Origin of the sequence: Caballeronia sp. PC1, assembly GCF_021353155.1 — a bacterium.
Classification (GTDB): domain Bacteria; phylum Pseudomonadota; class Gammaproteobacteria; order Burkholderiales; family Burkholderiaceae; genus Caballeronia; species Caballeronia cordobensis.
This window is the reverse complement of sequence record NZ_JAJUBH010000005.1, coordinates 142,990-163,756: the sequence shown is the minus strand read 5'-3', so window position 1 is coordinate 163,756 and position 20,767 is coordinate 142,990. Positions and strand designations below refer to the sequence as shown.

At 61.8% G+C, this 20,767-nt stretch carries 19 protein-coding genes and 3 pseudogenes; 12 read left to right on the top strand and 10 right to left on the bottom strand.

Going from position 1 to position 20,767, the window contains the following annotated elements:
• The first annotated feature begins 143 nt into the window (after positions 1-143).
• The 9 genes and pseudogenes from LY284_RS36905 to LY284_RS36865 all read left to right on the top strand — a co-directional run bounded on the left by LY284_RS36905 (position 144) and on the right by LY284_RS36865 (position 10,735).
• Complete coding sequence (locus LY284_RS36905; RefSeq protein ID WP_233392159.1) at positions 144-518, top strand: cytochrome b562; 375 nt, start codon at positions 144-146, stop codon at positions 516-518.
• A gap of 33 nt (positions 519-551) precedes the next feature.
• The gene (locus tag LY284_RS36900) at positions 552-1,109 is read left to right on the top strand and encodes a cytochrome b (RefSeq protein ID WP_233392158.1); all 558 of its coding nucleotides are present in this window, start codon (positions 552-554) and stop codon (positions 1,107-1,109) included.
• A gap of 134 nt (positions 1,110-1,243) precedes the next feature.
• Entirely contained in the window at positions 1,244-1,933 is a 690-nt protein-coding gene (locus tag LY284_RS36895) for a response regulator transcription factor (RefSeq protein ID WP_008344692.1), read from the top strand.
• Positions 1,923-2,843, top strand: a complete 921-nt coding sequence (locus tag LY284_RS36890) for a HAMP domain-containing sensor histidine kinase (protein ID WP_233392156.1) — start codon at positions 1,923-1,925, stop codon at positions 2,841-2,843. Before LY284_RS36895 ends, LY284_RS36890 begins: the two co-directional genes overlap by 11 nt.
• The gene (locus LY284_RS36885) at positions 2,831-3,217 is read left to right on the top strand and encodes a sensor histidine kinase KdpD (RefSeq protein WP_233392155.1); all 387 of its coding nucleotides are present in this window, start codon (positions 2,831-2,833) and stop codon (positions 3,215-3,217) included. The genes LY284_RS36890 and LY284_RS36885 overlap by 13 nt, the downstream gene beginning before the upstream one ends.
• 331 nt (positions 3,218-3,548) lie before the next feature.
• Positions 3,549-4,703: a TolC family protein gene (locus tag LY284_RS36880; RefSeq protein WP_233392153.1), complete on the top strand. Its 1,155-nt coding sequence runs from the start codon at positions 3,549-3,551 to the stop codon at positions 4,701-4,703.
• Positions 4,700-5,761: pseudogene (locus LY284_RS36875) on the top strand (metal transporter). The gene LY284_RS36880 and the pseudogene LY284_RS36875 overlap by 4 nt, the downstream one beginning before the upstream one ends.
• Positions 5,762-5,803: 42 nt before the next feature.
• Positions 5,804-8,916: pseudogene (locus LY284_RS36870) on the top strand (efflux RND transporter permease subunit).
• A 13-nt stretch (positions 8,917-8,929) separates the two neighbouring features.
• Positions 8,930-10,735 (top strand): VTT domain-containing protein, encoded by a 1,806-nt coding sequence (locus LY284_RS36865; RefSeq protein ID WP_233392151.1) that lies wholly within the window; start codon positions 8,930-8,932, stop codon positions 10,733-10,735.
• 326 nt (positions 10,736-11,061) lie between these two features.
• Here the strand turns inward: LY284_RS36865 and LY284_RS36860 are convergent.
• Positions 11,062-11,427: pseudogene (locus LY284_RS36860) on the bottom strand (DUF1259 domain-containing protein); the annotation flags it as partial.
• A 135-nt stretch (positions 11,428-11,562) separates the two neighbouring features.
• Between LY284_RS36860 and LY284_RS36855 the strand changes: the two are divergent.
• Together LY284_RS36855 and gmtX are read left to right on the top strand one after the other, a co-directional pair.
• On the top strand, positions 11,563-11,844 hold the full coding sequence (locus tag LY284_RS36855) for a hypothetical protein (protein WP_233392149.1): 282 nt from the start codon (positions 11,563-11,565) through the stop codon (positions 11,842-11,844).
• A complete protein-coding gene (gmtX, locus tag LY284_RS36850) occupies positions 11,841-12,503 on the top strand; it encodes a gamma-mobile-trio protein GmtX (protein WP_033536805.1) in 663 nt (220 codons plus the stop codon). Before LY284_RS36855 ends, gmtX begins: the two co-directional genes overlap by 4 nt.
• 365 nt (positions 12,504-12,868) lie before the next feature.
• On the opposite strand, the gene LY284_RS36845 is transcribed toward gmtX, so the two are convergent.
• The 5 genes from LY284_RS36845 to LY284_RS36825 all read right to left on the bottom strand — a co-directional run bounded on the left by LY284_RS36845 (position 12,869) and on the right by LY284_RS36825 (position 17,127).
• Complete coding sequence (locus tag LY284_RS36845; protein WP_033536806.1) at positions 12,869-13,396, bottom strand: hypothetical protein; 528 nt, start codon at positions 13,394-13,396, stop codon at positions 12,869-12,871.
• Between the two features lie 71 nt (positions 13,397-13,467).
• Positions 13,468-14,682 (bottom strand): hypothetical protein, encoded by a 1,215-nt coding sequence (locus LY284_RS36840; protein WP_051996766.1) that lies wholly within the window; start codon positions 14,680-14,682, stop codon positions 13,468-13,470.
• Between the two features lie 381 nt (positions 14,683-15,063).
• Positions 15,064-16,152 carry a hypothetical protein gene (locus LY284_RS36835; protein ID WP_033536807.1) on the bottom strand — a complete coding sequence of 363 codons (1,089 nt, stop codon included), beginning with the start codon at positions 16,150-16,152 and terminating at the stop codon, positions 15,064-15,066.
• A 4-nt stretch (positions 16,153-16,156) separates the two neighbouring features.
• Positions 16,157-16,639 carry an RES family NAD+ phosphorylase gene (locus tag LY284_RS36830; protein ID WP_033536808.1) on the bottom strand — a complete coding sequence of 161 codons (483 nt, stop codon included), beginning with the start codon at positions 16,637-16,639 and terminating at the stop codon, positions 16,157-16,159.
• Entirely contained in the window at positions 16,636-17,127 is a 492-nt protein-coding gene (locus LY284_RS36825; protein ID WP_051996593.1) for an antitoxin Xre/MbcA/ParS toxin-binding domain-containing protein, read from the bottom strand. The genes LY284_RS36830 and LY284_RS36825 overlap by 4 nt, the downstream gene beginning before the upstream one ends.
• 163 nt (positions 17,128-17,290) lie before the next feature.
• On the opposite strand from LY284_RS36825, the gene LY284_RS36820 reads away from it, so the two are divergent.
• Complete coding sequence (locus tag LY284_RS36820) at positions 17,291-18,049, top strand: hypothetical protein (protein WP_033536809.1); 759 nt, start codon at positions 17,291-17,293, stop codon at positions 18,047-18,049.
• Between the two features lie 68 nt (positions 18,050-18,117).
• Here the strand turns inward: LY284_RS36820 and LY284_RS36815 are convergent, their stop codons facing one another.
• The 4 genes from LY284_RS36815 to LY284_RS36800 all read right to left on the bottom strand — a co-directional run bounded on the left by LY284_RS36815 (position 18,118) and on the right by LY284_RS36800 (position 20,558).
• On the bottom strand, positions 18,118-19,026 hold the full coding sequence (locus tag LY284_RS36815) for a DUF72 domain-containing protein (RefSeq protein ID WP_033536810.1): 909 nt from the start codon (positions 19,024-19,026) through the stop codon (positions 18,118-18,120).
• A gap of 148 nt (positions 19,027-19,174) precedes the next feature.
• Complete coding sequence (locus LY284_RS36810) at positions 19,175-19,615, bottom strand: hypothetical protein (protein ID WP_033536811.1); 441 nt, start codon at positions 19,613-19,615, stop codon at positions 19,175-19,177.
• Positions 19,606-20,172 (bottom strand): PD-(D/E)XK nuclease family protein, encoded by a 567-nt coding sequence (locus LY284_RS36805; protein WP_033536812.1) that lies wholly within the window; start codon positions 20,170-20,172, stop codon positions 19,606-19,608. Before LY284_RS36805 ends, LY284_RS36810 begins: the two co-directional genes overlap by 10 nt.
• A gap of 17 nt (positions 20,173-20,189) precedes the next feature.
• Positions 20,190-20,558, bottom strand: a complete 369-nt coding sequence (locus LY284_RS36800) for a hypothetical protein (protein ID WP_033536813.1) — start codon at positions 20,556-20,558, stop codon at positions 20,190-20,192.
• Between the last annotated feature and the right edge of the window lie 209 nt (positions 20,559-20,767).

The following is a 20,767-nucleotide window of genomic DNA, read 5'->3' as shown; positions in this document are numbered from 1 at the left end:
CTCTTGGCGGGAGCGACTGCCTCCTCACGAGCACGCATTCCGACGGTCACACCTTTCTTTACGATTGCAGGCCAGTGCTGACGCTCTACTAGCCTGCGGTTTTGAAAGCCGTCAGACTTACTATTGTTACTGGATCGAACGCCATGGCAAAACCCCGGCTTTACATGAACCTCTGCGCGCTGCTGTGTGCCTCACTTCTTGCCGCCGCGCCACAAGCGCACGCTGGCGAAATCAAGACGCTGATGAAGGACATGAAGCGCGCGATGCAGGGCGCACTGGCGAGTACCACAATGCCTGAACTGCGGGGCTATGTGACGAGGTTCGAAGGCGACGCGCGGCAGGCGAGCCGCGAGTCCTATCACGATGATCAGCGCACGTACGACGAAGGCATGCAGGCCCTGCGGGAGGAACTGGCACAGGTCGAGAAGGCGATCCAGGCGAACAATATGAGCGACGCAAAGCGAGCACTGCTCCAAATCAACGGTACGAAGAGGCGCTACCACAAATTGCTTAGCTGATTCGCATAAGTCTCCCATGCGAAGAGGTAACTTATGATGAAAAAGGTTACGCGATATCCTCTGTCGGTCATTCTTCTGCATTGGCTAGTGGCGGTAGCACTTATTGGCAATTTGTTTATCGGCCTGATGTTAGACGACCATGAAAATCTAATTGCGCTTCACAAGTCAATTGGTATTCTCATACTTGGACTTGCGGCCGTCCGCCTTGCAAACCGGCTCAGGGCGCGACATATGCTGCCACGGTCGATCAACGCTGTTGGTACAGCCGCTCGCTTTGCCGAAAAAGCGGTCCATCATGTGCTTTATGTGTTGATGGTGGCTATTCCGTTGCTTGGTTGGATGAAGACTAATGCCGCCGGCCACGCCGCGCGCTTTTTCGGCTTTTTTTCTCTACCGATCATTGTCCAACAGAGCCGTGATTTATCGAAGTGGCTGGGGGAACTTCACTCGTTAGCAGCATATGGCTTGGCTGCATTGGTCGGATTGCACGTACTAGGAGCACTAACGCACTGGGCTTTGAAGTCAAAAAACGTCCTTCCGCGGATCTTACCTTCCCTGCGCCGAGGCAGCGGCGCAGACGACGCCTTTTGAAACTGGTGAGAGAGACGCGGTACGAATGTGGCTTAGCACACTCCGTCTCATGCAGAACCACAACATCCAAACCAGGCTAAAAATTAACGTCGCTGTCAAAATCGAACTAGAAAATAACCGGTGACCAAAAGCTGATGAAAGTGCTTGTTGTCGAGGACGATGCGTCAATTGCCGCGAACCTGTACGACTATCTTGAAGCGAACGGGTACGTGGTCGACTACGCCTCCAACGGTCAGGCTGGTCTGGAGATGGCGGTCGCCGTTTCGTGGGATGCCATCCTGCTCGATTTGTCGCTTCCGTGCATGGACGGCCTCACGCTGTGCCGAAAGCTGCGCGAAGAAGCGCATCGCGATACGCCCGTGTTGATGCTCACGGCCAGGGACGCGCTCGACGACAGGCTCGCCGGCTTCATGCATGGGGCCGACGACTACCTGGTCAAGCCGTTTTCCTTGCGAGAAGTGGGCGCCCGGCTCGGTGCGCTGATCAAACGCTACAGAGGCGAAGTCGCCGCCCAAGAACTACGGGTTGCGGATGTCCGACTCGATCTGACATCGCTTGGGGTCGAGCGTGCGGGCCGACTCATCAAGCTGCAGCCGAAATGCCTGCAGCTGCTGCGAATCATGATGCAAGCGCCGGGCCGGGTATTCGGCCGGGCCGAGCTCGAATCAGAGGTCTGGGGCGACGAGCAGCCTGACAGCGACACGTTGCGCGCGCACATCTACACGCTGCGCAAGGCGCTGACGCAACGAGGCGAGGCAGAGTTGATCGAAACCGTCCACGGGCTCGGTTACCGGCTCGTCGCCCGCGACACCGATGCGAAGTAGCCTGCGCCTCAAGGTCGCGCTGGTTTTCTCGGCGCTGACGATCGTCCTGCTCATCGCCCAGGCGCTGGGCGTCAGGGTACTTGCCGAAGCGCAAGAGGAAAGGCTCATTGCCGCGTTGATCCACGATGATATGGTCAGCGTGCTGCGAAGCTACCAGGCAGATCCGTCGTTGCTGCCGCCCTTCGACCAGCGACTCGGCGGCTACGTGTCGGCAGCGGACGAGTCATCGCAGGCGCTGCCATCGCGCGTCGCCATGATGGCCGCCGGAACGCACGAGATCATCGTCGGCGATCGGGAGATTCACGTTGGCATCGCGGCGATTGAAGGGGCGCGCCTCTACCGTGTCTACGACTTCAGCGCCTACGAAAAGCATTTCAAGGAGATGATCAACGTGCTGATGGCGGGCACGGGCCTCTTTGCGCTGCTGACGGTCTGGCTTTCGTACGGCGTCGCGGGACTGCTGGTGCGGCAGGTCGCGAGCCTTGCCCGCCAGGTCAAGGCACTACGGCACGAAAGCGCAGCTCTGATCAATCCAGGCAGATATGACGAAGCCGAGCTCATCGAGCTCGTCGAGGCCTTCAACGACTATCATCGGCGCATGGCGGATATGATCGCGCGGGAGAAAGAGTTCACTGGCGACGTGAGTCACGAACTGCGCACGCCGCTCACGGCGATCAAGACCAGCTGCGAATTGCTGGAGCAGGACTCGCGAATCAGCGGCAAGTCGCGCGCCCGGCTCGCGCAGATCAACCGCGCGGTGGACAGCATGCACAAGCTTGTCAATGCGCTTCTCATGCTTGCCCGCGACGATTCTGCCCAGCGCGTCGAGTCGGTCGATCTCACGCGCATGATCGGGACCACGCTCGCGCCATTTGCGGAGCGCCAGCCGCCAGCGGCGTGCAGACGGTGATCGACGTCGGTAGCAGCGTTCAAGTCAAAGCGGACGCCTCTGCTTTGGCAATCGTTCTGTCGAATCTGACCGACAACGCGCTGCGGTACACCGATCATGGCTGCGTGCGCTTCTCATACGCGCGCGGCCGGCTGCACATCGAAGACACGGGCTCGGGCATTCCGGAGCACGCGTTGCCGCATGTTTTCGACAGGTTTTACCAGGCCTCGCAAACGCCGTCTGAAGCAAAGGGTTTCGGTATTGGCCTGTCGATCGTCAAAAAGATCTGCGACCGGCGTGGATGGGCAATTCAGATCGAAAGCGAACAGGATCAGGGCACGCGCGTGGCGCTGAGCCTGCCCCTGGCGGGACCCGCGAGCGCCGCGGAGGACTGAGAGCCACGTTGTTGACGAAAATTTCACAACTGGGTGCGTAGCATCCGGGTCATGAGCGGTCCGCCCCTGCGGCCGGGAGACCCTTGGATGCCGGAATGCGCCGCGCGATACTGATTGTCCTTACCTTACTCACCGGTTGTGCGTCCTACCACGCACAGCCGATCGCGCCTGATCAACTGGCCCAACAGTTTGAGCAGCGCTCACTCGCGAGCGAGGACTTGCGCGCGTTTCTCACGAAGGCACTTCGGTCACGACGTCCAGCCGTGGCCGACGGCCCGGTGGGACGAACGGATGCTGACGCTCGCGGCGTGGTACTACAGTCCCGCGCTCGATGTTGCGCGCGCCCACTGGGGCACCGCGAAAGCCGGCATTCAGGCTGCCGACGCAATGCCGAACCCCGTCCTGCAGTTGCCGTTCCAGTTCGCTACGCCCAATCCTGGACCGGGCGCGCCTTCATCTGGGGCCCTGCCCTGACATTCCGATCGAGACCGCGGGCAAGCGCGGTTACCGCCTCGATCAGGCGACTCACCTGTCGGAAGCCGCGCGCCTTGCGATCGGCAACGAAGCGTGGAAGGTCCGCGGACACGTTCGGGACGCGCTGGTCGCTCTGTACGCCGCGCGCGAACGCGGGGCCGATCTGTCGCGCAAGGCGGAAGCACTGCAGCAGGTCGTTCGGATGGTCAGCAAGCGCCGATCGGTCGGCGAAAACTCGGGACCGGATGTCGACGCGGCCGTTCTCGCGGCGACACAGGCGCAGGCTGATCTGGCTGCGGCCCGAAGCGCGCAGCAGGATGCGCTTGCGCAACTGGCGGCGGCGATCGGTGTGCCGGCGGCCGCGCTCGATGGCCTCCAGTTCACCCTCGACGAATTCGGTACGTCACTGCCAGCGCCGCCTGCCGCTGACGCGCAACGCGATGCCATTTTCCATCGCGCCGATCTGCTTGCCTCGCTCGCCGAGTACGCGGCGGCCGAGTCGGCGCTTCAGCTCGAAGTGGCCAAACAGTATCCCGACATCCATTTCGGACCCGGCTACACATACGACACCGGTACACACAAGATAGGCTTCGGACTTGCGGGTATCATGCTGCCGATCTTCGACCAGAACCAGGGGAACATTGCGCAGGCCGAGGCGAAGCGCGAGGAAGCCGCGGCACGCACGGCGGCCTTGCAGGATTCGATACTCGGTGATCTGGATCGTGCCCTCGCGAATTATCGGGCGAGCCTTGACGCCGTGCAGCTCTCTGCACGCCATCTCACCACCGCACGGCGTCAGCTGGACAGTCAGCGGGCAGGTTTCGCCGCCGGCAACATCGATCGTCTGACGCTCACGCAGGCCAAGGCCGACTTCGAGGCAAACGAAATGACGCACCTGGATGCCGTCGTCGCTGCCCAAAAGGCGGCCGGTGTGCTCGAGGATGCCATGCAGCGCCCCCTTGAGCCCGAGGCGGCCAACGAATCTCTGACTCAACAGGAACCACGGCGATGAGATACCGGCTGCTCTTCTTTTCTGCCATCACGATCGCGCTGGCTGCCAGCGCGTGCTGGTACATCTATCAAAACCTTTATCCGAAACCATCTGCATCATCCGTGGCCGCGCAGCCGGCGTCCCGGCCGGCCGTTCAGACGATCAATGGTGAGACGGTGGTGACCGTCAGCCAGGCGATCCAGCAAGCAAGCCACATCGAAGCTGCCTCGCTCGCCCTCGTCACCAAACGGCCTGACACTAACGCATGGGCGACGGTCGTCGATCTTCAGCCGCTCTTCGACCTGCATAACCGGCTGGCCGCCGCACGCGCCGATCTCGATACGCTCACCGCTCAGGCCGGTAATTCGCATACGCAGTATGAGCGCAGCAATGTGCTGTACGAGGATGATCGCAACGTCTCCCAGAAGAGCCTGCAGGACGCGCGAGCAGTGATGCAGGCGGATCAGGCGAAGCTGCAATCGGCCACCACAACGGTCAGCGGGCTGGAGGCGACGCTGCGCCAGCAGTTCGGCGATGCGCTCGCGCGGGCGTCGATGGACCCGAAATCCGACGTGTTTCAACGGCTGCTTGCGGGCCGCACGGCGGTGTTGCGCGTGACGCCACCGCGGGGCTCCAGAGTAACGCGCCAGCGCGCATCACGGTGGACGCTCCCGACGGCGAGCATGTCACCGCGACGAAGCTGTCGGCGTCGCCGCTGGCCGATCCATCGATACAAGGCAGTCCCTGGTTTTACGCAGCGGATCGAGCGTTGCCTGTTGGCACCCGCACCAGAGCGCATGTGCCAATGCCGGCGCCGGCCTCACAGAGGCTCGTCGTTCCCGAGTCGGCCGTCGTCTGGTACGGCGGACAGCCGTGGCCTACGTGCAGACAGCACCCGATCACTTCACGCGCCGCTATGTTCCGCCGGCGACGAGGGCGATCAGGGCTTTCTCGTGAACTCCGGCTTTCATACTGGGGACCGCGTCGTCACGCAAGGCGCCCAGTTGCTGCTATCCGAGGAACTGAAGCCTCAAGGGATCGCGACGGCCTGCAAGGATCCGCCCGAATGCGATGACTGACCCGTTGTTTCGCCCGGTAGACACGAATCCAACAAACCGCTCATGCTCAACGCAATCATCCGGTTCTCGCTGCGCTTTCGCGGCGTGATCTATGCGCTGGCCCTTATCACGGCCGGCTACGGTCTCTACTCGCTCACCCGCGCGAAGCTCGATGTGTTTCCCGAGTTCGCTCCGCCGATGAGTATCATCCAGACCGAAGCGCCGGGCCTCACCAGTGAGCAAGTCGAGACGCTCGTGACACAACCTGTCGAGAACGCCCTACGCGGCATGGTCGGGCTGCAGTCGATGCGCTCCAAGTCGATGCAGGGCCTGTCTGCCATCACGCTGGTCTTCGATGAACATGCGAACGTGATGCAGATCCGCCAGTTGGTCTCCGAGCGGGTGAGCGCACTTGCGGCAAGCCTGCCGGCCGGCGTCATGCCGCCGAAGCTGCTGCCGCTCACCACCACGACCAGTGTCGTGCGCGCGATTGGCCTGACCTCGAAAAAGCGTTCTCTGCTGGAACTGTATGACATCGCGCAGTGGACCATCAGACCGCAGTTGCTCAGCGTGCCCGGCGTGGCGGACGCCATCGTCTTCGGCGGACAAACCCGTCAACTCCAGATCCAGGTCGATCCCACGAAGCTCTTGCGCTATGGCCTCACGATGCAGGACGTGGTGGCAGCGGCGCGCGTATCTACCGGCGTGCGCGGCGCGGGGTTCATCGAGAACGACAATCAGCGCATCGCCATCAACGCGGACGGCCAGGTCACGACACCCGAAAGGTTCGCCGCTATCGCGCTGCGCTGGAGCAACGGCGCCGCCGTTCGACTCGGTGATGTCGCGACGGTGACTTGGGCGCCCGCCCCCACTGTAGGCGCGGCCTCGATCATGGGTCAGCCTGGCGTGATGCTGGTCCTGGAGAGTCAGTACGGCACCAACACGCTCGCCGTCACAAAGGGCATCGAGAAAACATTGTCGAGCCTGCGGCCCGTGCTCGAAAAACAGGGTGTCGAGGTCAATGCAGGTGTGTTCCGGCCGGCCAACTTTATCGATGCGTCCGTCAGTCACCTGCGAATGGCGCTGATCGTCGGCGCCGTGCTGGTCGTTGCGGTGCTCTTCCTGTTTCTGCTGAACGCACGTACAGCCGTCATCTCCGCCGTGGCGATACCGCTTTCGCTGCTCGTTGCGATCATCGTGCTGACGTCGTTGGGCGTGAGTCTGAACACGATGACGCTCGGCGGCCTTGCAATCGCACTCGGCGAGGTGGTCGACGACGCGATCATCGATGTCGAGAACATCTACCGCCGGTTGCGTGAAAACCGCAGCCTGCCCAAGCCGCTGCCCGCGTTTCGCGTGGTGCTGCGCGCGTCGCTCGAGGTCCGCAGCGCCGTGGTGTTCGCCACCTTCATCGTGATGCTGATCTTTTGCCCGTGCTGACGCTTTCAGGTGTCGCCGGCAAGCTGTTTGCACCGCTTGGCGTCGCCTATATCCTCGCCGTGCTCGCTTCGCTCTGCGTGGCGCTGACGCTCACCCCTGCAATGGCACTCGCCCTGCTCGCGCGCGGTCCGCTGCCGGAGCACGAACCACGGATGATCGCGCGCCTGAAGGCTCGCTACGTCGCACTGTTGCTGAGTGTCGAGCAACGGGTGAAGACAGTAGTCATCGTCGTCACATTGATGTGCGTGGCAGCACTCGTATCGGTGCCGTTCATGAGCGGCAACTTCATTCCTGAGTTGCGCGAGGGACATTACATCGTGCACATGGGCTTGGCTCCCGGCACGTCACTCGCCGAATCGATGCGCATTGGCACGCAGGTTTCCCACGCCCTCATGCAGGTGCCCGGCGTGCGGCTTGTCGCGCAGCGGGCGGGCCGCGCCAACGAGGTCGTTGACCCGGTCGGAGTTCAGCTCTCTGAGTTCGAGGTCGATCTCAAGCCGATGAGCGCGTCCGATCAGAGCTGGGCGCTGTATCGCATCAAGCAGGCGCTTGCGGACTTCCCCGGGCTCACCACCTCCGTGAACACCTTTCTGGTCGAGCGCATCGACGAGACAATCTCAGGCGTGACCGCGCCGGTCGTCGTCAACGTATTCGGCGACAACCTCGATGTGATTGATCGCAAGGTGCAGGAGATCGCCCACGTGCTTGGATCAATCCGTGGCGCCGCAAGCGTGCGGGTGGAATCGCCCCCCGGCATTCCCGAACTCGATGTCAGGCTCAAGCTCGACCAGTTGAACCGTTGGGGTTTCAGGCCAGTGGAAGTGCTCGATGCGATCCAGTCCGCCTATCAGGGCGCCACCGTTTCACAGATCTATCAGGGTAGCCGCACGTACGACGTCGTGGCGGTGCTCTCGCCTCGCGAACGCGCTACGCTCAATGGCGTCGGCGCGTTGATGCTGCGCAACCCGGACGGGCTTGCCGTGCCGCTGCACGATCTTGCGTCCATTCGCCAGATCTCCGGCCGCTATCAGATCACCCACGATGGCGGACGGCGCATGCAGACAGTGTCGGTCAGTCTCGGGAGCCGCCCGGTCAGCGACTTCGTTAGGGAAGCCAAGGCACGTGTGAACCATGAGATCAACATGCCCCCGGGGACTTACGCAGTATTCGCCGGCGAAAGCGAGGCGCGCGCGCAATCGCAGCATGATCTGCTGGTGTACGGCGCGATGTCGCTCATCGGCATCGCACTGCTGCTCTTCCTTGCACTCAGGAGCAGTCGGGGGGTGCTGCTGGTCATGGTCAACCTGCCCTTTGCACTCGTGGGTGGCGTGCTGGGCGTGATGCTCGCGGGAGCGAACCTGTCGCTCGGGAGCATGGTGGGCTTCGTCACGCTGTTTGGCATTTCGTTGCGCAACTCGATCATGCTGATCAGCCACTACGAGCACCTCGTGCATGTCGATGAACTCCCGTGGAGCGCCGATACGGCCGTCCGAGGCGCCTCGGAGCGGCTCGTGCCGATCCTGATGACCGCACTCGTGACCGCGCTGGCACTACTGCCGCTTGCAGTTACGAGCGGCGCGGCCGGCAATGAGATCGAGGGGCCGATGGCGATCGTGATCCTGGGCGGGCTCATCACCTCCACGGCGCTGAACCTGATCGTGCTGCCGACGCTGGCATTGCGTTACGGCCGCTTCGCGCGGGATGCCTTGACCGAACCCGGCCCTGCAGCTGCCTGATCGGAGAGCGGCCATGTCCATCCACGCATTGCTCATGTCGTTCGGTGAACGTCCGCATCTGGTGCTCGCCGTGGTGTTCGCTGCGGCATGCACGGAGTCGATTGCAGCGATAGGGACGTTCGTGCCGGCCGGGGTCGTGATGTTCGCCGCGGGCGCGCTGATCGGCGCCGGCGCGGTGGACGGCTGGATCATGATCGGCGTGGCTACGCTGGGCGCCATCGCCGGCGACGGCCTGAGCTACGAACTGGGGCGGCGTTATCACACCCAGGTCGGCGCCTGGTCGCGATCGCACGGCCATGAGGCCGCCTGGTTACGCGGCGAACAGTTCGTCGCGCGGCACGGTGGCAAGAGCATCGTGTTCGCCCGATTCTTCGCTCCGGTGCGGGCGATCGTGCCGTTGGTGGTAGGCACGGCCCGGATGGCTCGCGCGAAGTTCTATCCGATCAATGTGGTCTCGGCGCTCGCCTGGGCGCCCACGCATATCGCCCCGGGCATCCTGTTCGGCGCATCCGCGTCCCTGGCCGAAGCCGTGAGCGCGCGCCTAGCCGCGATCTTCGTTATTTTGGCTCTGCTTCTCTGGCTCATCGTGCGTCTCGTCAGGCTGATGGTCGAGCGAGGCCTTCCGATGACAAAACGCGTCGCGGCGCGAGTGACGCGGCACTGGGCCCGCCGCCTTCCGTGGTTGGGAACACAGTTGCGGAAGATCGTCGATCTCGATTCGCCCGAGTTCCCCACGTTGGCGGCGCTGGTGCTGCTTTTTATCGGAAGCGTGTGGCTCTTTGGCGGTGTGCTTCAGGACGTAGTCGCCAATGATCCACTGATGCGGGCCGACACAGCGCTCTACGCTTTCCTGCAGTCACTCCACATCGCGCCGATCGACTCGCTGATGACCGGTCTGTCCGCGTTGAATGACCGCTCGGTGGTCTACGCAGTTTCAGCTGTCGTGCTTGTTTGGCTGATATGGAAGCGAAGCTGGAAGTCCGCGGTTTGGTGGATCGCCGTGGTTGGTGCGGGGGTCGCTGTCGCCGTTTCTCGGGTTCAATTTCAAGTCCACGCGGCCTGTCGACTGGATTCCCGGTACCCTCACACCCCGCTGCCCGACGGCCGCGCAGCGTTCAGTCTGCTGATCTTTGCCTTCGCCGGCTGGCTGTTATGTCGCCAGCAAACCTTGCGCTGGCGTGCAGGCGTCGCCACGGCGGTTGCACTATGGATCGTCATGGGCTCCATAGCCGATCTCTATCTCGGCCGGGCCTGGCTTTCCGGACTTCTCGGCGGCTGGGCGCTCGGGCTCGCGTGGCTTTCACTGTTTGCCGGCACCTATACCTCCCGGCATGTGGACGACGATCTGTCTCCCAAGGCGATGGCGCTGCTGATCACCGGAACGCTCGCGGTTGCCGGAGCGGGGTATCTTTCCGGCCACACGCAACCCGTTAAGGCGGGTGGTTCACCGATCGCGCGGCTTGCCCTGAGTTTGTCCGTCGGGCAATGGCTCGACAATGGCTGGCAACTACTGCCGGCACGGCGCATGGAAGTCGGCGGTGATGAGGAAGAACCGTTACCGCTACAGTGGGCGGCAAGCAATGATGCAATCATCGGCGCACTAAAGCAGGCCGGCTGGCAGCCCGCTGTCGCCTGGACGGCGCGCTCGGCACTCGGCTGGTTGCTGTCACAGCCACAAGTCGACCAGTTGCCGGTGCTGCCCAAATACTCGGCGGGCGAACCCTCGCAGCTTGCTCGTGCGGACCGATCCCGACTCATCGCGCAGCCGTCTGGTGCTACGCCTTTGGCGTTCACACTTCATCATTCGCGACGCAAGTGACCGCGCGCCGCTGTGGTACGGTGCTCTGTATCGGGAGACTCTTTATCGCCCGGCGCACGTAGTCACGATCGAGGAAACAAAAAATGTATTAGATCCATCGATCATCATCGCGTTGCTCGGTCTTCGGCGGCAGACTGTCATGCGCTCGACCACTGTCGATCGGGTGGTCCGTGACGTTGTACTTGTCCCACCCGAGTCCACGCGATGATTCGGGCGATCAGGGAATCGGGACTATTCGCTGAGGCCGGCGTCAACAACCGATGAACTGTTTGCTTTTATTGAGTAAATTTGATGCCTTCCACGGCCTGACAGACGGGCCGGTTGACTTCGAGCAGCTCGGAGCTGATGCTGCCCGGATTGGCGATCTGACCGGGAAAGACGCTTTCGGGACCGGCGTGCGCGGATCGGACCTCCGCGATTCGGTCGTAGACCTTTTTGACGCCCTGTGCGAGCTTGGTGGCGTCGCCGTGACCGCCGATATGCATGAATAACACCTTTGGCTGATCAAAAAGAAGTGATTGTGAAATGCGGTCACTTGGAGGCCGGCATCGAGTGCAGTGCTCATCACCGGATTGACTTCGTCCTGGAATAAGGCGGTGTCGCCCATCATCACGCTAGCCATGAATTTTCACGTCATTACGCGGGTTGGAGACCTTGAACACGCCCTCGTGTTTGGAATGGATCACTTCCAGGACGGCAGACAGCAACTATTTGATTCAATGACAAATGTTTATGGGGCCGGACCGCAAAGTCCCGCCGCGCCTAGAGCGTTCTAACCCGGAAATTGCACGGAAATCAAGGGCACCCCGATATTTCGTCGAAGTCAGTTGCTCGATGCTGTGCTATATCGCGATAACCTGTCGCCCGTCTTCATGATGCTGAGTGAGGCAGAGCAACTTCGCGTTGGCAACGCATTCATGCGCCGTCTCGCACGGCAGATGAACCCCGCCAATCCGGTGCTGGGAACGCGGCAAGTCATCAATTTGATGGATGCTGGCCAGAGCTTGAGCGAGCGATTTGGCGTCGATTTCGCCACGTTTCTGCCGGAATGCAATGCCACCGGCATGCTCACGCGCAAGCCTCAATCCATCGACGAGTCGCAAGGATGAACAGCCCAACAATCGGCCACCCGGACATTGTTCTTGGCACGCTGCTCGCCAAAGGCGGCCGCGCTCATCGGCTTGCTAGGCTGACAGCGCTGCATGAGATTTGCCGTAGGCATCAGGAGTTAGGCTCGTGCGATTTTTCTCTCTCAACCATTGGTCGCCTGGCGGAGGCGGAAGGCATCCTAAAGGGGCGCGTCCTCTACAACATGCAATCGGCGGATTACCGCAAGCTGATTTTGTCCTGGGCAACGTATGCCGGGCCACCGACGCTTCAACCATCGAAACCGCTGGCAAGCCACGAATACCTCATGCGTATTCAAGACCCCGCGATCCGCTCCATCATGCAAGCGATCATCGGGGAGCGAGACAAGCTCCGGGCCGAGGTCAACCTTCTGAAATCTAACGCTCAAGTCGTCGTGGACCGGCGCCCAATCGGTGCGCGCGGCCCAGGAGCCGCCATCGTCTTGCCAACAACGACGCACGGCCACGACGCGCAGCTCACTCCTTCAGAACGTGAAGCGCTGGAGAAGGCGGTCTCTGCCGACTACCTTGATGGACACGGCTTACACGAAAGCAGCCATGGGGAGATTGTGAACGAACACGGTCGGACTGTGTTCGATGTCGGCTTCGCGCGTGCAATACGAAAGATCCTCGGAGCCTGAACAGCCGATAACCGAAACGATGTAGTTCGATGTATGCATACATCGAAACGGAGAGTCCTTGGCGACCCCACCGCAGAACGCTTTCACGCTTTTCGCTCTCAAACTATGTACTCCACGGGTATAGGTCCACAGCGACGGATGGATTTCCTCGACACGTGCCGGCAACGCGCCCATAAGCCCTCCAAACACTGTATGTTTATACAGTATAGAGCATTGCGTGGAATGCAGGGGCCTGCTACGCGAGGGCCGCACGCTCCCTGTTCGCGCTGGACTCTTTCGAGTAGCGAGAGCGTGCGGGTACAGCTACCGTGACCTGCCGCAATCGGCCTGTGTTGGCCACCCGCCGGTCCGGCAACCGATTGTCGCTACTCCGCCGGAGCGGCCGCGCCCGGCTTTCCATCGCCCAGCGTGAACGCCCACTGCCGCCGCAGAAAGTTGCCAAACGGGACCTGGCCACGCTTTTCGTCCCGCTCACAAAAGTAGTAGATCAAACTGTGGATTACTGAGAGGGACAGCGGCGTGTGGAGCAGAGAATCACCAAAACCGGCGCCCCCGATCCGGGCCTGCCCGCTCGAAGCATGGCAGGTGTAGGCACCGTATATATCGACCGGGAAAATCGATATGAACGTCAACGCGAAGATCATCGCAGCCGGAATCTCGCGATTGTGACCTCGCGCGCGCGGAAGCCAGATGCTCACACATAGGAGGATCGCACCCGGCACGACGTGGACGGCATTCGCATCGCAGTACGAGAACGCCGATGAGATTACCACCGATAGTACGAACATCGCGCACGTGAACTTTGTCGTTACATCCAGCGTGCGCGGAAGGTATGCGACGGCGGCGGCAAGCGGTAGGCCTGCCCCGATCGCGTCGAGGGAAACTGTATTCATCCTCTTCCCGGTAATAGTTTGTCCATCAGCGTAACGACAAGGGCAGGCTGACGCAACGCAGCGCCGTTCGCTCACGCAGCCTGCGGTTGCTCGGCAAAGGAATGCACAAGTCGCGGTTTAACCGAACCCACACCGGCTCCCGAAGCGGCCAGCCGCAGGCCGTCCTGTGATTCACCGGCGACCTCCAGAAACTGGTGTCTCAACCGCATGGCCTTCGCCTGTGAGCATTGCATGAATCTTCGGATTTCCTTGACGGTTGGCCGCACTCGCCCGTCGGCGATCGCGCTCGTTAGCTGCACCAGTTCTGAATTGACGACGCTGTGCATCCGATGATCGGTGCGTCCGCTACTCCCGGTCTGAATCGCATGACTACCGGTGACTTCAACCCGGTAACCATGCTCGTCCGCTACGGCCGTCTCGCCCTTTACGGGACTGGCCCCCAGCGACATGCTACCGGCAAGCAAGGCGGCGTTACTCGACGATACTGAGACGTCTTCTGCACTACTGCTGATGCGCGAGGGGCCGGAAAGCGCGATCATCCAGCCCAGGCAGGCGACGCCTTCCAGCAACCAGCCCATCGAGAGAGCAAACACAAGATCGATCGTTCCCCGCGGTGCGCCAAGCACGTCTGCTACCCGCGACGTTACTGGATCATTTCTCGCTGCATCCGCTTTAGCGTTCAGTGCATCGCGCGCGGCAATTTCCCTGTCGGCGGCTTCTTCACGCCGGCGTGCTTCGTTCGCTTCGGTTCCAAGCGCCGCCAGTTGGGCCGCAAGCGATTCACGCCTGATGTCGAGCGATTCACAGCGGACTGTGCAATGTGTCGAGCGCGCCACGAGCAGTGCACGGGTCACGCGGGCCTGCTCGCGAGCGATCGCGTCCGGCGCACGACCTGGAAGCGCGGGCACTGCGGGCAAGTCACGTTGCACCTGAGCCGCACGCGCCTCGCCAGCATGGCGCTGCGCGGCAAGAAAGAATGTCGCATGCCCATAGCCGGTGCTGACCATGCACACTAGCCATAGCAGCACGGCCGTACAACGCACATGCAACGTCGCCCCATGAGTAAGCGCTGGAATCAGGTGTGCGCCGAGCAACAGGACAAGCCCTACGGCCGCCCACGCGAGACGTTCTGACGCTGCTCCCCCTCGTTCAATTCCCGCGATGATGGATATCCAGGCAGAAATGCCTGTCGCTAGGACGGCGAGAAGAAATGCAGGTATGCGAACTGAGAAGGAAGGAAAACGATGGGAAGGTTGCCTGAAGCCAGGCGCGGCGGTGTTGCTCATGATGCGGCCTCTTTGGTTTGCGGTCGAACTCCGCTGCCCATCGCCAAATGGGGTGAGCGGGCACAAGGCAGGGTTGGCGAACCGGAACCAAAGAAACCGGCAGACCCGAAGGTCTCCCCACCAGGGCCCGCCCATAGAACCGGCGTGCAGAGGCGCAGGCACAAAAAAGCCGCTTTGCGCGGCGTTTGCGCTTTGATTTGTTCAGGTCGCCAAACCCGACGTCTGCTGTTTCAGACGTGTCTACAGTATAGCCGTGCCGGGCAGGGTTAACAACCGGCGAACGGCGTGTCGTCCGACTAACGGACTGTCCCTTATCCCGTGCGCTCCGTGACAGCTCACCGGACGGACCAGCCGCCCACTAGCCAACAACAGACAGGTGTATCAGAACCCGTACGGATTCTGGCTCCAGCGGCGAAGCACCTGGTAGTCGTGCTCTGGCAGCACGATCAGCCCGTCTTCGGCCGCCTCGAGCACCCGCTCCATCTGGCCGCTCTTTACGAGGTTGCCGTGCAGGCCGTAGAAGTACCATGCGAACGGCATGCCGATGCGCTCATCAAATTGTGTGAGCTTGCCGTACAGGCTGTACACATCGAGCTTACCGGTGTTTTTCAGTTCCGCTATCTTGCGCGTATGAGCCCACTGCGGAACGAAGCTCAGCTCCCGCTTGCCACTCGGATCGGTGTAATCAGAAGTATTGAAGGTCCAGCGCAGGCAGGCCCGGTGGCCTGCACGACCGGCGCTCGACGCGCTCCAGTCGTCGAAAAAGCGGCGACCCGACCAGCGCACCTGATCGTAACCGGGCGTGAGCTCGCGCACCGTCACGATCCGCTGCTCGCCCGTCGAACTGTTGGTTTCTACCAGACGGCGGTCGCCGTCGGCGCGCCGGCGCCGGTCGTACATGGCCGTGGCGAGCGCAGTGAATTGCAGCATGTCGATCGCACCCTCAAGCCGATATCGGGGCGTGCCGACCATGCGCGGTTCGATGCGCTCGATGAAGGCCATCCCGGTCGCGCCCCTCCGAAGCTCGTCGATCCGGGGCAAGCCCCAACTGTCGTCGCGCGGAAACAGCTCGCGCTCGACAAACTCCTGCTCTTCCCACACTTCGAGTTGAACGAAGTTGTCCTGCTCCCCACCACGGTCATGCACGAAGTAATGCAGCAGCGGCCGGATCTCGGTCAGCCGATAGCCAGCATTCCTGTACGCTTCCCACACCGCGCGCACCGAACCGCCATGCGCTTCGAGCTGCGCGTCAATCCACGCATGATAGTCGGCCGCGATCTCGCGATCCTCCGCGTCGAGGATGCGCGCCGGCCGCTCGCTGTATACGTCGCGGGTCATGACGTAGCGCGCACTTCGATAGTCCGTGCGCGTGGCGAAAGCCGTCAGCAGGTCGGAGTGGTTTTTTGTGAATGACGTCGCGGCGACGATCGTCGCCAGCACGTCAGTCTGCAGATCATATTCTTTGCGCATGGTGCTACCTTGTTGCTGGGCCGAAGAGCCGCGGGTCCAGGGTAAAGGGTTCGCTGCTGAGGACCTTGACGCTCGCCATGTCGGGATGCATCGGGTTCAACAGCAGGTTGAAGTCGGTTGGACAGACGACCGACGGCACCCGCATTGCCAGCCGTTCGCCGGTCTCTATCCACTGGCGGCCGAGGGCGCGCGTCGCTTCCGGATCGCGCGTCAGGTCCGCCCACCCGGTCGGCAACGCAGGCACGAACGCCGCATCGTAGACCGCGTCCGCCACGTCGAGCGTCACCAGAAAATAGCCGCCGGCAGGCAGCAGGCCCGACATGTGTACCAGCGCCTCAAGCAGCGCGGTCGACGCGTGACAACACGTGTACAGCACCCGCATGCCTCGCGGGTTCCAGCGGCCGCCGGCCAACGCCGCGCCGTTGCCGCTCAGATCATCGGCCCGATAATGTCCGCGCCGTTCCTTCGCGAGTCGGTACAGCCTCATGCAGACACGCCGTGGATGACGCGAAGCAACAAGTCGCGCACGCGGTCGTAGCCCGGCTGCGAATCCAGAACCTCGAGCGGCCGCAGGCCGCCCAATTCCATATGCGGCCGTTGCATCCATTCTGCCGCCAGTGTGTCGTCTTCGAACACCTCCGCTGCCTGCTCGAATACATAGAGCACTCGCGCGACCCGATCTGACTCGGGTCCGGACAGGCGTTCTTCCTTCGAGATCTTGCGGAGGATCGTCGAACTCGGCAGTCCAAGACCACTCAACAGGGTTTGTACGGGAATATGCAACAGCTCCTTCGCGACCCGATCGATAATGATCGCCTCCATTCCCTCACGAATCTGGCGGCGCTGCTCAAGCGGGTCCATCTTCCGGAATGATTCGAAGTCGTGCGGTTGTGCGCCGAGGCCGTTGGAGCCCGCGAACGCCTTCGCCCGTTTGCCGGCGGCCGGGTCGCGGCCGGCGGGTTGATTCAGTACCATGCGAGCCTCCCAAATGAGAACATCATAGCTCCCAGATTAGTACTGTCTCAAATGGGAGTCAAGGAATTTCCATTTGGCAGCAATATGCTGGCGACCCAGACGCCGAATTTATACTTGGGAATCGGTCTTGCTGATCTAGGGTGTACCGTCGAGGAGAACCGCCATGTGCTACGGAGAGCCATACCAGCTGCTTGAACTTGTCCTCGGGAATCGCGACCTACCCAAAAACGACCTCGGGCACACGCCGCTGGACGACTTTCGAGACTTCTGCACCCGCACGCGCTGCAAAGAGGATGAACTCGGGCCGACGGCCTTTGCTTTCGTCAGGGTCGCGTACGTGACCGCCGCTCTGGGCCGCGCCAGCTTCCGACGCGCCGTTGAATGCAATGATCGGCCGCCGCCAGATGCCGCCCACATGGTGCCGGATGAGCTGCTGCAGCTGTTCATCGTTGATGGCGCGCTGCCCAAGAACGATCTGGGGCATACCCCGCTCGACGACTTCGAACACTTCTGTGCGTATAGCGGCTGCAATGAAGGTGACCTGGGTCAACGGGCATTCGCATTCGTCAGACTTGCATATGTGACGGCAAGCTTGGGACATCGAGGGTATAGATGGGCGCCACTCGACGACGAGCTGGCAAAGGCGCGAGCGAACGTCGGCATGCTCCTGCGTGACCATCCGCTGGGAACCACCGCGGACATTGCCGAGTACTGCGTGCTGTACTGGGATGGCGACGAGCTTGCCGGCGCCCACCTTTCCGCCGACCAGCCCGGGACCGTCGACGAACCGTTCGACGCGGATGAAGTGCTTCCCGAGATCGCTGAAGCGGTCGACGACTGGCTGAAGTCGCCAGTCTTCACTTTCCGCCCGTCACTTCTGGAGTGGCTGAAAGATGCGCCGCCGCGCGATTCCGCCGTCTGAAAAAACTGTCTGACCGCACGGCGCCCGTCACTGTGGGTTTCCGCCTGCCCTGATCGCTCTTGCGACGCTCACGGCGAGATTGCCGCAGAACCAAGGATACCCATCAGGGTCCTCGCGTTGCGCTGTCCCTGGTCTTCGAAATTGTTGTTGAACACGACGTGGGTCCGCTCAACGTTCTTTGCGATCCGCTGGATCATCACGGCCAGTTCTGCAAGCTCCTGCTCGGTGTAGTCGTAATTGAACCGCGACGACGCAGAAGTGGCGCCCTGAATGTTCCACGTCTCATGATTGCGGCCGTGCAGCCTGATGAGCGCGAGTCGCGGATTCGTCACTTCCCACACGGCAGGGATCGAGTTGGCCGTCGTGTTGGGCTCGTCGACCACCACGTTGACGAAGCCGCGCTCCCGTTCCATCAGTAGCGTCGATTCGCGCGCCTTGTCCGAGAACCACGATCGGTGCCGGAACTCAGCCGCGAGCGTGTAGCCCTCCATCACATCCGCACAGTGTTCGACGTGAGCCCGGCCATCGGCGTTATTGACGACCCACGGTGCGAACTGGAAATGCACGGCTCCGAGCTTGCCCGCTTTGCGCAGCGGTTCGATCGCTTCAATGTACCGGCGCCACAGTTCACGCAGGATGTCTCCCGGCGTGTCTTTGTAGTACAGGTTTTTCTTATCGCTTGCGGGCAGGGCGGCCTGGATATCCTTGGGCAGCTTGGTCCGGTCCGTCTGATGCCCAGTGAAGAGACGGAACGCCTTGATGTTGAACGTGAAATGCGGCGGTGTGCGCTCGGCCCACAGAACAGCGTTCGAGGCGCTTGGCATTGCGTAGTAGCTCGAGTCCACCTCGACCAGCGGGAACTGGGTCGCGTAGAACCGCAGCCGCGCTTCCGCGCTCGTACAGCCGGGAGGATAAAACCGCTTGCTGGCGATTAACGTCGGGTCCGTCCAGGACGCCGAGCCCACGCTGATGGTCATGGATATTCCCGTCCGTTTCGCATGCGAAAAACATTCTTCGCCTTGGTCTGAGGGTACCAGCCAACGCAGCGGGGAACCAGCCCCCGACATGACCAACCTGCGTCACACCGTGTCAGTGCCGCTGCGAAGATGGTCTCTGCGGAGCATGTCAGTCGCCAGACGACGCGACACCGATACGGCGCTTCGCCAGTTCAGCCAGTACATATTTCCCGAGCAGCTGTGTGTTGATCATCCGGCCACCACTACCAAGCAACTGGATTCCTAGGTCGTACCGGTCATTCGCCAGTCGCAACATCGGATGTGCATCGACCTCCTGATCGGCTTCCGCGTCAAACACCTTCACCGGTCCAGAGGTCCCCGCCCCGCGGTAGCGAGCAATCAAGTATTCCTTCCCGTTCAGCTCGACCAGCCGCTGCTCGATCACGTCCATCGAATCTTGGCTCGCGAACCTGCGCTTCGCCACCGACTCAGCGACGATTTCCCGCTGAAGGAACTGCACGAACGCCTTGAGCGTGTGCCGGGTGTAATCCGAGATCGGCTCAATTTCGGCGAGCGCCTCTCGCCGCAGCAGGTCGCGGATCAGCTCCACGACGGACAGCTGTCCTTCTGGCCCGCCGGTCCAGCGCAGCCACGTCTTACGGTGTGGATGGCGACCGTCGAGCTCCAGGGCGTCGAACTCCGCGCGGAGCAGAGCGCAGCGGCTTCGCCGGGCGGCGTCAGAAACACCACCGTGATGGGCGTCGGCAAGTCGCGGTTGGCTTCGCTGATGCAGGCGAACTGCTCGGCAAGCTGCTGCGCCTGCGCGGCTCCGGCTTTCACCTTGTTTTCGATAACGATGTGATGGGCTTTTTGCTGTGAGTCTCCATCCCCGGTCATTAACTGGATCTCAATGTCAACGATACGCGACACGGGACCGTCGTACTTCTTTTCGAGACCTACTTCAACGCTCAGGAGCGGATGCCCCAGCGCGGCGCTGAAGCGCTCCGGATCGCCGCAGGATCGAGCGACCTCGGTGAGAAAAGCATGCAGGAACGCATGCGAGAAGCCGTGCGGTTTGTTAGGTGCAAGCAGGAACGCCGCGAACGCACTGAGGTTCGTTTCGGTCAACCTGCCGCGCCCCTCGGAGAGGGCGTAGAAGATGTTCATCGGTGTGTGCAGGTGAGTCAGGAGGATTTGAAGCCACGTCGATCGCAGTCCATCAGCAGCGCATTGTGGACCGCAATGGGCATGCTCGACCGCAGCATCGGTTCCAGCGTGGTGAGGCCTCGATCGACAATTTCGGTGGCTCGGGCGATGGTTATGCCCTGCAGGCAGGCCGCGAAAAGCGGCTTGGTCTGCTCGAAGAGTACCCGATCGGTGTCGAGTGCCCCTGCCACGTAGAACTGTCGCTGATCGATCGACAGCTTCGTGTATCCATCGGGCGACACGGCCTGCAGGAGTGGAACGGCCGGCAGTGCCGGTGCTTGGGCGAACGCGCCCGTGGTTAGGCAAGCGACAAGCGCGGCGGCCGTTACGACGGTTTTGCTGTACATGGGGTTTCCTCAAGATGGCTCGTCGCTCTTAACGGCTGTTTGTTGAGGTTCCTTGAGTCGTTTGGCCGCGGCTGGGCGGCCGAAGATCACCTGACGGCACGGTCACTGACGCGGCCACGCTCTTAGCCTAATTCAGCGATCGAAACGAATCGCGAGCGGTTTTCGCATGCGCAATGAATGGCAGTTTCCGTCAGGGGGCGCCGCGCCCT